Below are 13865 nucleotides of genomic sequence, written 5' to 3'. Positions count from 1 at the left end.
CTATAAGGGTCAGGGCCAGGAGCCCTCTTCTTCGTGGCAGACCAGCATTTCGCGGATTTCGCATCCCGGCGGCTGGGTCAGCGCGAACAGGATTGCCTGGGCCACGTTGCCGGGATCGTTGAGGCGCGAATCGTCCTGGGGCTTGTACTGTTCGGTGCGGTCATCAAAAAAATGTGTTTTCATCCCGCCGGGAATCATGGTGGTGACCCCGATTTTCCCGCCGGTTTCCGCTGCCAGGGCGTGACTGAAGCCCACCACCCCGAATTTCGAGGCGCAGTAGGCTGTGGCATCGGCCACGGCCCGCTTGCCCAGGGTGGAGGCCACGGTCACCACCCGGCCGTGCGTTGCGGCCAGGTGCGGCAGTGCGGCCCGCACCACGGAGACGGTGCCCATCAGGTTCACCCCGATCACCTTCTCCCATTCAAGGGCGTCCACGTCCGCCAGCGCACCGCACCGGTCGATGCCTGCGGCCGTCACCACGGCGTCGAGTCCGCCGAGCATTCCGGCAGCCTCGCGCACGGCGGCTTCCACGGCCGGCCGGTCGGCAACATCCACTTCCACGGCTTTGACCCCCGCCACCTTGCTGATGTCGCGGTCCAGTACCACCGGGGTGCCGCCGGCCTCAAGCACGGCACTGACGACGGCGGCCCCCAGTCCCGAGGCACCGCCGGTGACGAGCACCCGGCCTGGTGAGCGGCGTGCAGTCAGGTTTTCTGCGGTCATGATGTTCCCTTCGGTAGGCGAAACAGGTCAGCCGACTTTGGCCAGGGCGTCGGCAAGGCCGGTGGTGGAACGGGCAGGGTGGAACGGGACGGTGAGGCAACGGCCGCCCCAGCTTTCGACCAGGTCCGCTTCCGGCAGGCGCGCGCCCCGGTAGTCGCCGCCCTTGACCCAGATGTCCGGACGGAGCCGTTGCAGGGCAGCTTCAGGGTTGTCCTCATCGAACACCAGCACCGCATCCACGCATTCCATGGCGAGCAGCAGTTCGGCCCGGTCCTGTTGGCTGATGATGGGCCGGCCGGGACCTTTGAGCCGTTGTGTTGAGGCATCGGAATTCAGGCAGACCACCAGGCAGTCCCCCAATTCGCGGGCGGCGGCAAGGGAGCGGACATGTCCGGCGTGCAGGAGGTCGAAGCACCCGCCGGTGGCCACCACCGTGCCGCCGCCGCCGCGGACGGTGCGGGCCAGAAGCAGGGGTTCGGTGCTGCGCCTTCGCGCCGGGGTCCGGGACGGCGGCGCCAGGGCGGGTCCCGCCGGGAAGCCCGCCTGTTGGGATACGGCTGCGGACACTGCGGCGGCGGCCGGTGCGGGACCAGCGGGCAACGCAGGAGTCGCGATGCCCTCACCGGCTCCGGCGAGGGCCGAAACACCGCCGGCTGCGAGGAAGTCAGCGGCGTCCCGGACCGCCAGCGTGGCGGCCTCCTCCAGGCCGAGGCCGGACAGCAGATGCACCGCCAGCCCGGCTGCCAGCCGGTCCCCCGCACCGCAGGGGTCCCCGGTTTCCACCCGTGGCGCCGGAACGCAGCGGGAAGCGGCGTTGCCTTCCTGCAGCAGGACGGCACCATCGGCCCCGGTGGTCACCAGCACGGCGCCGCTGCGCCACCGGGCCAGCAGGACATGGGCCAGGCGGGCGGCTTCCCCCGCAATTGCTGTTTCTCCGGCAACCTCGCCGGAAGCAGTTTCGGCTGAAGCCCGGGCACGGGTTCCGCCTGGATTGTCTCCGTGGCCAGTCCCCGCCGGCTGGCCTGTCGGCGCTGCGGCGGCGGCTTTTCTGGCTTCCGCGAGGTTGGGCGTTACCACTGCAACGCCGGGCACCGGATCCGCCCCGGCGGGGTGCGGGTCCCAGATGACGGGCACCTTCTTTGCCACCTGCTCCAGGACGATGCGCAGCTGCGGATTGGCGGCCAGGCCCCTGCCGTAATCGGCGACAATCACCACCTCCGCGGCTTCCACGGCCCTGAGCATGTCCGGCGTGGCGTGCGGAACCGGCGTGGCGGCGCAGCCCTGGTCGAACCGGACCACCGGGTGCGAGCCGGCCCGGACCCTTGTTTTCACCGGCGACGGGTGGCTCGTGGCGCCTGCCACCAGCTGCACACCGGCGAGTTCAGCTGCCAGCTGGCGGCCGGCGTCGTCAGCTGACAGCACCGTCACCAGGGTCACCGGCCGGCCGTCTGCCGCCAGCATCCGGGCGACGAGGCCGGCGCCGCCTGCCCTGCGCCGGACGCTGGTGACATCGACCACCGGGACAGGCGCGTCCGGGCTGAGCCGCGTGGCCTCCCCGGCAAGGTCCACATCCAGCATCACATCGCCCACCACCACAATGGTCATGGCCGCAGTCCTTCCGGCATGCGGCCGGCGTTGCCCGCCGCGCCGCGCCGTGCCACCTCGAGGTCAAAAGCCCGGCACACCGCGTGCAGCGCGATCAGGTGTGCCTCCTGGGCGTTGGCGTTAAGGGCATTCACAGTGACGGCCTCATCGCACGCAGAGGCCAGTGGATTGGGGGCGACGCCGGTCAGCGCCCAGGTCCGGACGTTCAGCCGGGCTGCCACCTCCGCCGCCCGGAGCAGGTTCGGGCTTTGGCCACTGGTGGACAGCAACATCAGGACGTCACCGGAGCGGCCGTGCGCCCGGACCTGCCGGGCAAACACCTCGTCGTAGCCGTAGTCGTTGGCGATTGCGGTCACGGCCGAGGTCTCCGCGTGCAGGGAGATGGCCGAAAACGGGACGCGCTCGCCGTCGAACCTGCCCACCAATTCGGCGGTGAGGTGCTGGGCTTCCGCCGCTGAGCCGCCGTTCCCGGCTGCCAGCAGGCGGTGGCCGCGCAGCAGGCGCTGGGCCAGCTCCACCCCCCATGCCGCCAGCCGGTCCGACTGGCTCCGCAGCGATTCCAGCGCCGGTAAAACATTGCCAAGATGGACGCGGACGGCGTCCGCGCTGGCCTGGTTCACATACGGTCCGCCCGGACGCGGCCCCTGCCGGGCAGCGGTGCGGGCGAGGGCATCAAAGGCCACATCGCGGACCGAAAATTCTGCCGTCACAGCGCGGCTCCTTCCATGGAAACGGCGCCGGCCGTTGTGCCGGCGATGGCAGCCAGGTACGCCTTTTCGGTTAGGGCGGCCACCCGGTCCCAGGAGTAGAGGGTGCGTGCGCGCTGCTCACCCGCGCTTCCCAGCCGGGTCCGCAGGGCCTTGTCCGCCAGCAGCATGGCGAGCGCAGCGGCGATGGCGGCAGGATCGCGCGGCGGAACGTGCAGGCCGGTGCCGCGATCCACCACCGTGTCCTGCAGTCCGCCCACGGCGGCGGCCACCACAGGGACTCCGCAGGCCATCGCTTCGAGCGGCACAATGCCGAACGGTTCGTACCAGGGAGCACACACCACGGCGTCGGCGCTGCGGAAGATGCCGGGCATAGCATCACGCGGCACCTGCCCGTGCAGGCTTACGTGGTTGGCGACGCCGAGGCGCGTGGCAAGGTCCAGCAGGCGCCGGACCTCAGGGTCCGGGTCAAGCGCAAGTGCGTTCCCGCCACCGCCCACAATGAGCAGTTCGACGTCGTCGAAGCCTGCTGCCTGCAGGTGGGGCAGGGCGCGGATCACCAGGTCCACACCCTTGCGCGGCACCAGCCGGCCCACTGAGAGGACCCGGTGCCGCCGCCGTCGGGCGTCTGCCGGCCCGTCCGGAGCGAAGAAGTCCAGGTCCACCCCGCAGGGTGCGGTGGAGATCTTCGCCGCGTCGATGCCCATGGCGGTGAGTTCCAGGACTTCATCCGGGCAGGTGGCGATGATGCCGTCAGCGGAGCGGCCCACCCCCGGTTCCAGCCAGGTGCGCTCGGGCGGGCTGGTGTCCTCCGCACCCTGGTGCCGGCGCTTGACCGTGCCCAGCGCGTGGAAGGTCTGGAGCACCGGGACGCGGTGACCGGCGTCGGCCCGTCGGGCAGCGTCCAGGGCGGCAAGGCCGGACATCCAGAAATGTCCGTGGACCACGTCCGGCGGCCGCCTGGCCCAATCCGCAGCCACCCCGGCGGCCAACTGGCCCATGTAGGGCAGCAGCTGGTCCTTTGGAACGTGCCGGGCAGGGCCCGCATCCACGTGGACCACCTCAAGGCGCTGCCCCACCCTGACCCGGGCGGGAAGCTCCGTTGCGTCCCTGCGGGTGTAGACGGTGACATGGTGGCCGCGGCGGGCCAGGGCCTCGGAAAGGGCTGCGACGTGGACGTTCTGGCCGCCAGCGTCAACTCCGCCCAAGGCCGCCAGCGGGCTGGCATGCTCGGAGATCATGGCAATTCTCATGGTGCCTTCCTCTCTTGTGCCGGGACGAGGATCTGCTCGCCGGGGCCAGGGGTACTGTCTGCGCTGCTGCCGGTGAGCTCGGCCAGGAGTCCGTCCCAGCGGCCCAGGAACCGGCCCAGCCCGTAGCGTTCCAAGGCCGCTGCACGCCCGGCGGCCCCCCGCCGTCGTGCTTCCTCCGGGTCCGCCAGCAGGATGCGGGCGCAACGGACCAGCTCGTCAAGGTCTGCGGACACGGCGCCGGCCTCGGGCGGGACGGCCCGGGGAGCCTCGGTGCTGGCCAGCGCCACCACGGGCATGCCAAGGTGCATGGCTTCCAGGAGCGAGAGCCCCAGCGACGTCCAGCGCATGGGGTGGATGTAGACGCGGCAACGGGCAAGTTCGCGGTGCAGCTGGGCGGTTTTCAGGTCTCCCCGGGCCCGCAACCGGGATCCGTCAACACCAATGGCCGCGGCCAGGCCGTGCGTTTCCATCCCGAACACCTGGAGCGGGGCCACCGCAGCAAACGCGGGGAGCAGGTCCGTTCCCGTAACCCGACCGCGGCGGACGGGTTCATTGACCACCACCGCCAGTTCGGGCAGCTCGCCCGTGTACAGCAGCCCGGGGTCCGGAATGCCGTGTTCGATCACGGTTGCCCGGGCCCGGCCGTTGTCCCAGGCCAGCTTGTTGAAATGGGTAACGTGCACCAGCGGGATGCGGTCCTGGTCGGCGAGCGGATGCGCAGCGAAGGGGAACCCGGTTTTGGGCGTGTTGTGTTCCAGGTACACGGCGGGGACGTCCACGCCCGGAACCCTGCCCAGGAGCAGGGCTACTGCCGATGCCTCGTCCGGCCGTTGCAGGACCACTGCGTCCACGGCCTCGGCCGGCAGCGTGGCCAGGTCCACCTCGTGGACGGAGGCGGGCCAGTCCCGGCCGGCGCGGCCCAGCCCCCAGGGGCCGCCGCCGGGGAGCACGGGGAGGAGGTACTCGTGCCTGCCGCGGACAAAGGCGTCGGTCCACGAACCGTGGACATGCCAAAGCAGAATCCTCATCGGTTCCACGCCTTTCGACGCGTGCTGGCGTGGGTGCTGAAGGAGCGGACGCCACCGATCAGGCGCTCTACGGCGGCCACCACGTCCTCCGGTGACACGGAGTCCAAACAGGGGTGGCCGGGCACCGGACATACCCGGGCGCGGGTCAGCCGGCACTCGGCGTCCTGGTCCCCCATCAACTCCAGCGGCACGCCGTACGGTGCCCAGCGAATGGCCGGCACCACGGGCGAAAAGAGGCACGCGATGGGTGTTCCCACCGCCGCTGCCAGGTGGGCGGGGCCGGTGTTGCCGGTGATGAGGGCGTCGGCTCCCGCCATCACGCCAGCCAGGGTCCGCAGGTCGGTGCGGCCGCCCAAGTCCAGTGCGGACGGTCCCGCCACCGTCGCAGTCAAGGACGTTTCGGCGGGCCCGCCGGTGACCACCACCCGGCGTCCGGCGCCTTGGAGGAGCTCCACCGTGGCGGCGTGGTGCAGCGGCGGCCAGGCCCGGGCGGGGACGGCCGCACCCGGGTGGACCACCACGTACGGCTCCCCGCCGACCAGCGGGCCGGTGTTGGGAACGGACGAAAGGCGCAGCCGGCCGTCGTCGCCCGCAGGAAGCCGGAAGCCGGCCGACGTTGCGATCCCCAGGGCGCGCTCCGCTTCGGGCTGGTCCTCCGGAAAGTCCTCGCCGGGCTTGAGCCGGATGTCCAGCAGGGACCCGGCATAGTCGGTAGAGGCGCCGGTGATGCGTTCCACGCCGGCAAGCCGCAGCAGCAGCGCCAAGGGCAGCGGTGACTGGTGGAAGGAGGTGAGGATGACAGCCTCGGTGACCCGTGAATTGCGCACATAATCGATCAGCCGGTCTGCGTGCGGCCCGGTCAGGGCAGGCGCCGGGTTCATGATCCAGGGACTGTCCCAGCTGCAGACCTCCGTGACGCCCGGCAGCATTCCGGCGGCAGCCTCGCCGTCCCGGCCGCACAACAGCACCACGTTGTTCGGCCGCCGGCCGTCAGCAAGGCGGCCGTTGGCCACCGCCCGGACGGCCGGGCCGGCCAGCAGCACGTCGCCCATGCTGTCCAGCCGGGCCACCAGGACGCTTCCCACTATGGAGCCGCCGGAAGATAACCGGCTTCATCGAGGAGTACGACGGCGGACGCAAGGCTGGGTGCCACCATCCTGGCCGTTGCTACTTCTTCAGCCCGGGTTACCGGGGTGGGCACCAGGACGCCGGCCGCACCGGCCGCCTCGGCAGCGCCAACATCAGCACCGATATCGCCGATCACTGCCGCCTCAAAGGGCTCGATGCCCAGCTTCCTGCAGGCGCTCAGGATCATGCCCGGAGCCGGCTTCCGGCAGCTGCAGCCATCCCCATCCCCATGCGGGCAGATTTCCCAGACATCGAACGGACCGAGGATTTCCTCCACCCGCCGGTTTACCGCCGCCACCTGGGCCGGGGTGATGAGGCCGCGGGCAATCCCGGACTGGTTGCTCACCACTCCCGTGGCCAGTCCCGAAGCGCGGATGGCGTCAAGGACCGGTTTGGCGCCGGCCACCGGTTCCACCAGGCAGGGGTCCCCGTTGTACGGGACATCGAGGACCAAGGTGCCATCGCGGTCGAACAGGACCGCCCGCAGCTTTGGCCTTTCGGAACTTTCCATACCCACCTTGTTCCCTCCTGATGCCTGCCTAAACAGGCTCCGTCACTTTTCCTGCCGGCCCTCCGCGTGCTGCGGAAAGGCCGGCAGGCAGGGGGCAGCACCCCGCCGGCGGCGGGCTTCCTGCCGTCGCTGCAGTTACCCCACCGGGCCGGGATCTCCCGGCCCGGGAAAGCATTCCCGGCCGGCCCGGTCCGCTGCCGGCAAGGTCCCGCGCCCGGATGCCGCCTCTTCGAGCCGGCCCTGAAGCTCCACCAGGACCCGTGCCAGCCGCCGCGACACCTGCATCTGGGACATCCCCAGCCTCTTCCCCAGTTCCGCCTGCGTTTCCTCGCAGAAGTAGCGGCGGTACAGGAGGTCCCGGTCCGCGTCCGCCAGGCCCTGGATGGCACCGCGCAGGCAGGCCAGCTCCTCAAGCCTTTCGAGCGGTGAATCCTGACACGGCAACACGTCCCCGATGCAGGGCGTGTCTGTGCCCGGATTGACCGCGTCCAGCGAATCAGGATGCAGGCTGCTGCCCGCCGAGATCGCTTCCCGCACCTCAGCCGGATCCACCTCCAGTTCAGCAGCCAGTTCCGCCACACTGGGGGTGCGCCCAAGGTCTTGGGTCAGTTCGGGTTCGACCCGGAACATCCGCGTCCGTAGATCCTGGATGCTCCGGGGTGGCCGCACCACCCAGGTCCTGTCCCGCAGGTACCTTTTCAGTTCCCCGGTGATAGTGGGTGCGGCGTAGGCGGGGAAGCTCCCGCCTTTGGCCGGGTCAAAGCCCCTGGCTGCCTTGACCAGGCCAAGGTAGGCCACCTGGTTGAGGTCTGCACGTTCGCGGCCCCTGGCCTCGAACCGTCTGGCCAGGGCCTCGGCGAGGTCCAGGTAGCTGAGGACCAGCTCATTGTCGAAGGTTTCCTGCAGCCGGCCGGCGGGCTTTGGACGGGATGGTGACGGGTATTCTGCGGGGCACTGGCGGTTAGTAATGGGCTCCAGTGCGGCGGCAGCAACGGATTCGGGCATTGGGATGATTCCCTCGGTCTGGTTTCCGAAAGCCTGGGGCAAGACTTGTAAGCAGGAAATCATAAGGCTGCTTATTAAACAAGCTTTCCGGGGCTAGGCTCGGATGGTAGGGCCCGAACCGTCAAACCGCCAAGGAGTCTTCGCCATGCACATCGCCATCACCGGAGCCAGCGGAAACGCCGGCACGGCATTGCTGCGGAACCTGCAGGGACAGCTGGCCAGGAAGCCCGGCAGCCTGCGGTTGACAGCGATCAGCCGGCGGCTGCCGGACACCGGCCGGCAGCCCTACGCCGGGGTCGACTGGCACTGCCTGGACGTTGGGCTGGCTGCGGACCGTTCCAAACTGGAGCAGGCTCTGGCCGGCGTGGACGCCGTGGTGCACCTGGCCTGGCAGATTCAACCCAACCGCGACCTGGAACAGCTCTACCGGACCAACGTCACCGGCACCCGGAACGTCCTGGCCGCCGCCAAGGCGGCCGGGGTCAAGCAGATTGTCTGCGCCTCCTCGGTGGGGGCATACAGCAAAGCGCCAAAGGACCAGCGCACAGACGAGTCCTGGCCGGCAGGCGGAATGGCCGGCTCGCATTACAGCCGCCACAAGGCCGAGCAGGAAGAAGCACTGGACCGCTTTGCGGCCACCGAGCCCGGGATTGCCGTGGCCCGCCTCCGGCCCGGCCTGATTTTCCAGGGTGATGCCGGCAGCGAAATCGGCCGCTATTTCCTGGGCCCGGTCTTTCCGCGGCTGCTGCCCAAACGGCTCCGAATTCCGCTGCTGACCGTTCCGGAAGGCTTGATTTTCCAGGCGGTGCACGCCGATGACGTGGCGGAGGCGTACTGGCGGGTAGTGGACCAGCGTGCCAGCGGTGCGTTCAACATCGCTGCAGAGCCTGTGGTCACACCCCAGGTGCTGGCCCGCATCCTGGGGGCAAAGCGCATCCTCCCCATCCCGATGGGACTTCTGCGCGGCCTCGCCGGACTGACCTGGCGGCTCAGGATCCAACCCACGGATTCGGGCTGGGTGGAGATGGCTGCCGGCGCGCCCATCATGGACACCGGGAAAGCCCGGCGGGTCCTTGGCTGGGAGCCACGCGTCTCTTCCGCCGACGCAGTCGCGGAAGTGCTGCGGGGCATGGGAACGGGCGACGGCGTTGCGCCCTCGCCCGTCCTCACACCCCGGTAGCGGGGGGCCGGCTAGATCTTCGGTTCCTCGGGATTTCCCGCGCGGCGCCGCCCTGTCCCTTCGGCGTCGGCGTCCCGCGCCACATCAGGACGCTGGCCGCCATCCCGGGCACCGGCGTCGGCGTCCCGCGCCACATCAGGACGCTGGCCGCCATCCCGGGCACCGGCGTCGGCGTCCCGCGCCACATCAGGACGCTGGCCGCCATCCCGGGTATCAGTATCGGGGTCCAATTCATCGGCCCGGCGCGTTTTCTGGCCAATATCCTCGCGCACCGACTGCGCCTCCGTGGAGTGCTTTTCGGCTTCCTGGCGCAGCCTGGCCGCATTCACCTGGGCCTGCTCGGCGTCCGCACGGGCGCGGGCAGCCTTGGCTTCGCGTTCGCGGGCATCAAGCTCCCGGTTCTCCGCCTCTTTGCGGATTTCCGCTGCTTCCTGCCGGTGATGCTGGTCCCGCTTCTCCTGGGCCGCCTTGCGCCGCCTCCCGGACAACAGGAGCAACACCACCAGGACCACCACAACAATAGCAACCACAATCCAAACCCACGGGGCTGATTCCACGCTTTCCACCACTTCCACCTCGATATGACCGGTCAGGCCCTCCGCCGTTCCGACTGACTTTGCCAAGACCGTTTAGAACCAGTTAGCAAGGGTACTTACCAATTGGTAGTAATCGTGCTTATTATTTTACGGCCAGAACAGCAGGTTACTTATCTACGGCCACTTCTCGCCGGTTTGGGCCAACCAAACCGGCCTGTTGGAAAGAGAGAGCAACGATGACAGAGAACCAATGGTCTGATACGCCAGCCCCCGCAGCACCCACCGCCGGCACCGGCGGATTCGGGGCTACCACGGAGTACGTTCCGGGCGCCACCCCCTTGGGCGATGTGACGGGCACCTCACGCAAGGACGCCGCGAAGGACGAGGCAACTGATGTGGCCCGGACCGCGGCGGACTCGGCGCAGAATGTCGCGCAGACGGCCAAGGAGGAAGTCGCCCATGTGGCGTCCGAGGCCAAGTCCAGTGCGAAGGACCTGATGAACCAGGCAAAATCCGGGCTCACCAGCCAGGCCGGGACCCAGCAGCAGAAGGCTGCCGAGGGAATCCGGAACATCTCCACCCAACTGCACAGCATGGCCGAGGCTCCCGGAGAGCAGGGCATTGCCACTGACCTCATCCGTGAAGCGGCGGAACGCACTTCCTCCATCGCCGGCTGGCTCGAGAACCGGGATCCGGGTTCGCTCCTTAGCGAGGTGCAGACCTTCGCCCGGAACAAGCCCGGCACCTTCCTGCTGCTGGCAGCCGGCGCCGGCATCCTTGCCGGCCGCCTCACCCGTGGACTCACCGCCGGGGCTCCGGAAACGTCCGCCAACGGTGGGCAGGCACTTGGCTCGACTCCGTACCCGCCGGTTGCCGATGGCACTACTCCCCCACCGCCGGTCCACCTTCCAGGCCCGGCCGTCGCCACCGCCGGTTTCGACGGCGGCGCACCGGGCAGCAACTACCCGTCCGCAGGGTCCGCGTCCTCGCTGGACAGCCCGCAATTGGTGGAGGAGCCGTGGACCGGGAACAGGTTGGATGACGAGTCCTTCGCCACCGATCCCCTTACCGGCGATCCCGTCACCCGGGACCCGTCGGACGGCCAGTCTGGCAGGTTCTGATGAGCAGCGAAGTTCCCGAAGCACCGGCCAGCGCGGCCCATCGGAAAGCGGATACTACCTCGTTGGGTGAGCTTCTTGGTGATGTCACCAAGGACCTGTCCACCCTGATGCGCCAGGAAGTGGAACTCGCCAAAGCCGAACTGAAGCAGTCAGCCACCCGGGCCGGAAAGGGCTCCGGAATGCTGGCCGGGGCAGGGGTTGCAGGGCATTTCGTCCTGATCTTCCTCTCCCTGGGCCTGATGTTCGCCCTCGGCGCGCTGATGCCGCTGGGCTGGGCCGCCGTGATCGTGGCAGTCCTCTGGGGCATCATCGCCGCCGTCCTGGCCAGCATGGGCCGCAAGGAACTCAAACAGATCAAGGGCCTGCCGCAAACCACCGAAACACTCTCCGAAATTCCCCCAACCCTAAAGCCAGGTGAGGTAAACCGATGAGCGAAAACCCCGACGCTATCCGCGCCGACATAGAAGCCACCCGGGCCCGGCTGGGCACCAACGTGGACGCCGTGGCCGATAAGGTCACCCCGGCCAACATCGTCCACCGCCAAACCGACAAGGTCAAAGACGCCGTCTTCGGAATGAAGGAGAAAGTCATGGGCGCAGCAGACACAGCCACCACCCAGGTCCACAACAAGGCCGGCACCGGCGCAGGACACACCAGCGATGCCCTGCACCAGGCCGGCGACAACGTCGCCCACACCCTCAGCGACGCCGGCGCCGCCATCTCCGACGCCCCGCACCAGGTCAAGTCCAAAACCCGGGGCAACCCGCTCGCCGCGGGCCTGATCGCTTTCGGCGCCGGACTCCTGGTCTCGTCCCTGATCCCGGCCAGCGAGAAGGAACGCGAAGCCGCGGACCAACTCAAAACAGCCGCCGAACCCCTCACCAGCCAACTCACCGACGCCGCCAAGGACATGGCCGAGGACCTCAGGCAGCCCGCCCAGGACGCCATGGAAAGCCTCAAATCCACGGCCACCGACGCCGCCGAACACGTCAAAGCCGAAGGCCAAGGCGCCGTCGCCGACGTCAAGGACCGCAGCACCGAAGCCAAAGACAACGTCCAGAACGCCTGACGCACACCAGCGGCACCACAGGTACCAGCCCTAATGTCAGGCCGGCCCCGCCACCCCGCGGAGCCGGCCTGTCGGCTTTATCCCCCAAAAGAAGAGGACGCCCCATGGCTACTTCCGATTCCCCCGAAACCAGCACCGCGAAAGCGGCCCAGGCGCCTGCTCCGGATGACAGCCGGAAGCCGGACAGTCCCAAGGACGTGGACAAACCGTCGTGGAAGTACATCGCCCGTAAGACGCTGCGTGAGTTCAGCAAGGACCAGTGCCCGGACCTTGCAGCGTCCCTGACCTACTACGCCGTGCTGTCCCTGTTCCCGGCCATGCTTGCGCTCGTCTCGCTGATTGGCCTGTTCGGCGATCCGCAGAAGACCACCGACGCCCTTCTGCAGGTGGTGCAGGGAGTTGCACCCGGCGATACGGTCAAGACGGTCAGCGGACCGGTTGCCGAACTGGCCAGTGCCCCGGCAGCCGGCTTCACCCTGGTGATCGGCCTGGCCACGGCCCTGTGGTCCGCGTCAGGGTACGTGGGCGCCTTTGGGCGGGCCATGAACCGCGTGTACGAGGTGGATGAAGGCCGCCCGTTTGTGAAACTGCGCGGCACCATGCTGGCCGTCACGCTCCTGGCGGTGGTGATCGTGGCCGTGCTGGCCGGAATGCTGGTGCTCAGCGGACCGGTGGCAGAGTCGGTGGGTGGCCTGATCGGGCTCAGCGGGGTCTTCCTGACCGTCTGGAACATCGCCAAATGGCCGGTGATGCTGGGTCTGATGGTGGCCATCATCGCCGTGCTCTACTACGCCACGCCCAACGTCAAGCAGCCCAAGTTCAAATGGATGAGCCTGGGTTCCGGCATCGCCCTGCTGATCTTTATCCTCGCCTCCTTGGGTTTTGCGTTTTATGTGGCCAACTTTGGCAACTACAACAAAACCTATGGCGCCCTGGGCGGCGTGATTGTGATGCTGCTGTGGCTCTGGATCCTGAACATGTCGCTGCTGTTCGGCGCCGAGTTCGACGCTGAAATGGAGCGCGGCCGCCAGCTCCAGGCAGGCATCAAGGCGGAGGAGACCATCCAGTTGCCGCCGCGCGACACCAAAAAGAGCGAGAAGCTCCAGGCCCAGGAGGATGAGGACATCCGGCACGGCCGTGAACTGCGGGAAAAGTTCAGCGCGGAAAACGCTGATGCTGAGCAGGAAGATTCGGGCGACGACGACGGAACCCAGGGTGCGGACGGCACCCGGGTGCCGCACCGCGAGCGCGTCCGGGACAAGGTCCGCAGGGCGGCAGGGCAGGAGGACCCGGACGGGAAGCGGCCCGACGCCGGCCGATAAGCCCGGCCCGGCACCCGGAGGGCGGGCCCCCGCGGCTTCCCGGCGCGGCGGCCCGCCTGAGAACGGGGCAGTACCGCCGCGCAGGGCTATGCAGGACCCGCCGGATGGGGGAAAATTGTCACAGGTCCTATCGGTTTCCCGGGACGGCAACAGTCCGGGGCCAGGCGGGGCCGGCGGTGAGATGGCCTCCTCTGAGACCGAGGCCAGTCCCCCCAGTCGCCGTCGGCCCCCTCAATTCCTGCCCGCCACCCCTGCTGCCGAGGACGGCAGCCCGCAGCCGACTGGACAAGCGCGCCCGGCTGCAATACTTTCGTGATTACTCCTCGCGCCATCACGGTACGCGGGAGCCGCTGAAGCAGACCCGGCGGGACTATTGACGAGCCTCCCGAATGAGCTGACATGCCTGCCACCCACTTTGACTCTTTCCTCGCCGAAGCCGTTGTCCCGGACAAGGAGCCCGGTCTGGGCCTTGGCCGCGATGAGCTTTACGGCCTCTACACCAGCTGGTGCCTTATCAACAAGGAGCAGCTCCAGCCGCCCGAGTCCCTGTGGCAAGCCCTGCAGGAGCATAACATCGACCCGGACAGCAACAATCTGTCCATGACCGGCCCGTCGGCCGCCGACTATATTCTGGCAAGCGCGCCGGACCTCGTCTAAGCGCCGCCTTGCCATAGAGG

General features: G+C 68.6%; 15 protein-coding genes. 6 read left to right on the top strand and 9 right to left on the bottom strand.

The window, feature by feature from the left end; genetic code table 11:
* Window positions 1-9: 9 nt before the first annotated feature.
* The 8 genes from ACRB8A_RS02410 to ACRB8A_RS02375 form a co-directional block, all read right to left on the bottom strand.
* The gene (locus tag ACRB8A_RS02410) at window positions 10-723 is read right to left on the bottom strand and encodes an SDR family oxidoreductase (RefSeq protein WP_050684984.1); all 714 of its coding nucleotides are present in this window, start codon (window positions 721-723) and stop codon (window positions 10-12) included.
* A gap of 27 nt (window positions 724-750) precedes the next feature.
* A complete protein-coding gene (locus ACRB8A_RS02405) occupies window positions 751-2328 on the bottom strand; it encodes a PfkB family carbohydrate kinase (protein WP_432245501.1) in 1578 nt (525 codons plus the stop codon).
* The gene (locus ACRB8A_RS02400) at window positions 2325-2948 is read right to left on the bottom strand and encodes a D-sedoheptulose-7-phosphate isomerase (protein ID WP_285241955.1); all 624 of its coding nucleotides are present in this window, start codon (window positions 2946-2948) and stop codon (window positions 2325-2327) included. Before ACRB8A_RS02400 ends, ACRB8A_RS02405 begins: the two co-directional genes overlap by 4 nt.
* A gap of 86 nt (window positions 2949-3034) precedes the next feature.
* Window positions 3035-4288, bottom strand: coding sequence for a glycosyltransferase (locus ACRB8A_RS02395; RefSeq protein ID WP_432245500.1), 1254 nt, complete (start codon window positions 4286-4288; stop codon window positions 3035-3037).
* Window positions 4285-5316, bottom strand: coding sequence for a glycosyltransferase (locus tag ACRB8A_RS02390; RefSeq protein ID WP_050684989.1), 1032 nt, complete (start codon window positions 5314-5316; stop codon window positions 4285-4287). The genes ACRB8A_RS02395 and ACRB8A_RS02390 overlap by 4 nt, the downstream gene beginning before the upstream one ends.
* Window positions 5313-6401, bottom strand: a complete 1089-nt coding sequence (locus ACRB8A_RS02385) for a glycosyltransferase family 9 protein (RefSeq protein ID WP_050684990.1) — start codon at window positions 6399-6401, stop codon at window positions 5313-5315. Before ACRB8A_RS02385 ends, ACRB8A_RS02390 begins: the two co-directional genes overlap by 4 nt.
* A complete protein-coding gene (locus ACRB8A_RS02380; RefSeq protein WP_432245499.1) occupies window positions 6401-6955 on the bottom strand; it encodes a D-glycero-alpha-D-manno-heptose-1,7-bisphosphate 7-phosphatase in 555 nt (184 codons plus the stop codon). Before ACRB8A_RS02380 ends, ACRB8A_RS02385 begins: the two co-directional genes overlap by 1 nt.
* A 135-nt stretch (window positions 6956-7090) precedes the next feature.
* A complete protein-coding gene (locus ACRB8A_RS02375; RefSeq protein ID WP_432245498.1) occupies window positions 7091-7960 on the bottom strand; it encodes a sigma-70 family RNA polymerase sigma factor in 870 nt (289 codons plus the stop codon).
* A gap of 145 nt (window positions 7961-8105) precedes the next feature.
* Between ACRB8A_RS02375 and ACRB8A_RS02370 the strand changes: the two genes are divergently transcribed.
* Window positions 8106-9140 (top strand): NAD-dependent epimerase/dehydratase family protein, encoded by a 1035-nt coding sequence (locus ACRB8A_RS02370; protein ID WP_056599912.1) that lies wholly within the window; start codon window positions 8106-8108, stop codon window positions 9138-9140.
* An 11-nt stretch (window positions 9141-9151) separates the two neighbouring features.
* Here ACRB8A_RS02370 and ACRB8A_RS02365 read toward each other — a convergent pair whose 3' ends face one another.
* Entirely contained in the window at window positions 9152-9763 is a 612-nt protein-coding gene (locus ACRB8A_RS02365; protein WP_432245497.1) for a hypothetical protein, read from the bottom strand.
* A 149-nt stretch (window positions 9764-9912) separates the two neighbouring features.
* Here ACRB8A_RS02365 and ACRB8A_RS02360 point away from each other — a divergent pair, with 149 nt between their 5' ends.
* From ACRB8A_RS02360 to ACRB8A_RS02340, 5 genes are all read left to right on the top strand, one after another.
* Window positions 9913-10797 (top strand): hypothetical protein, encoded by an 885-nt coding sequence (locus ACRB8A_RS02360; protein ID WP_432245496.1) that lies wholly within the window; start codon window positions 9913-9915, stop codon window positions 10795-10797.
* Entirely contained in the window at window positions 10797-11228 is a 432-nt protein-coding gene (locus ACRB8A_RS02355) for a phage holin family protein (RefSeq protein WP_432245495.1), read from the top strand. Before ACRB8A_RS02360 ends, ACRB8A_RS02355 begins: the two co-directional genes overlap by 1 nt.
* Window positions 11225-11866 (top strand): DUF3618 domain-containing protein, encoded by a 642-nt coding sequence (locus ACRB8A_RS02350; RefSeq protein WP_432245494.1) that lies wholly within the window; start codon window positions 11225-11227, stop codon window positions 11864-11866. The genes ACRB8A_RS02355 and ACRB8A_RS02350 overlap by 4 nt, the downstream gene beginning before the upstream one ends.
* 104 nt (window positions 11867-11970) lie before the next feature.
* The gene (locus ACRB8A_RS02345; protein ID WP_285241968.1) at window positions 11971-13188 is read left to right on the top strand and encodes a YihY/virulence factor BrkB family protein; all 1218 of its coding nucleotides are present in this window, start codon (window positions 11971-11973) and stop codon (window positions 13186-13188) included.
* A 399-nt stretch (window positions 13189-13587) separates the two neighbouring features.
* The gene (locus ACRB8A_RS02340; protein ID WP_050687753.1) at window positions 13588-13845 is read left to right on the top strand and encodes a hypothetical protein; all 258 of its coding nucleotides are present in this window, start codon (window positions 13588-13590) and stop codon (window positions 13843-13845) included.
* Window positions 13846-13865 lie beyond the last annotated feature (20 nt).

Origin of the sequence: Arthrobacter sp. G.S.26 (genome assembly GCF_050847375.1) — a bacterium.
Lineage (GTDB): Bacteria > Actinomycetota > Actinomycetes > Actinomycetales > Micrococcaceae > Arthrobacter.
This window is presented reverse-complemented; position numbering and strand designations above follow the sequence as displayed.

Coding starts and splice junctions, on each gene's coding strand:
- ACRB8A_RS02395 (WP_432245500.1), bottom strand. CDS start 4,288: ATGAGAATTGCCATGATCTCCGAGCATGCCAGCCCGCTGGCGGCCTTG.
- ACRB8A_RS02390 (WP_050684989.1), bottom strand. CDS start 5,316: ATGAGGATTCTGCTTTGGCATGTCCACGGTTCGTGGACCGACGCCTTT.
- ACRB8A_RS02340 (WP_050687753.1), top strand. CDS start 13,588: ATGCCTGCCACCCACTTTGACTCTTTCCTCGCCGAAGCCGTTGTCCCG.
- ACRB8A_RS02370 (WP_056599912.1), top strand. CDS start 8,106: ATGCACATCGCCATCACCGGAGCCAGCGGAAACGCCGGCACGGCATTG.
- ACRB8A_RS02410 (WP_050684984.1), bottom strand. CDS start 723: ATGACCGCAGAAAACCTGACTGCACGCCGCTCACCAGGCCGGGTGCTC.
- ACRB8A_RS02345 (WP_285241968.1), top strand. CDS start 11,971: ATGGCTACTTCCGATTCCCCCGAAACCAGCACCGCGAAAGCGGCCCAG.
- ACRB8A_RS02380 (WP_432245499.1), bottom strand. CDS start 6,955: ATGGAAAGTTCCGAAAGGCCAAAGCTGCGGGCGGTCCTGTTCGACCGC.
- ACRB8A_RS02360 (WP_432245496.1), top strand. CDS start 9,913: ATGACAGAGAACCAATGGTCTGATACGCCAGCCCCCGCAGCACCCACC.
- ACRB8A_RS02350 (WP_432245494.1), top strand. CDS start 11,225: ATGAGCGAAAACCCCGACGCTATCCGCGCCGACATAGAAGCCACCCGG.
- ACRB8A_RS02375 (WP_432245498.1), bottom strand. CDS start 7,960: ATGCCCGAATCCGTTGCTGCCGCCGCACTGGAGCCCATTACTAACCGC.
- ACRB8A_RS02355 (WP_432245495.1), top strand. CDS start 10,797: ATGAGCAGCGAAGTTCCCGAAGCACCGGCCAGCGCGGCCCATCGGAAA.
- ACRB8A_RS02405 (WP_432245501.1), bottom strand. CDS start 2,328: ATGACCATTGTGGTGGTGGGCGATGTGATGCTGGATGTGGACCTTGCC.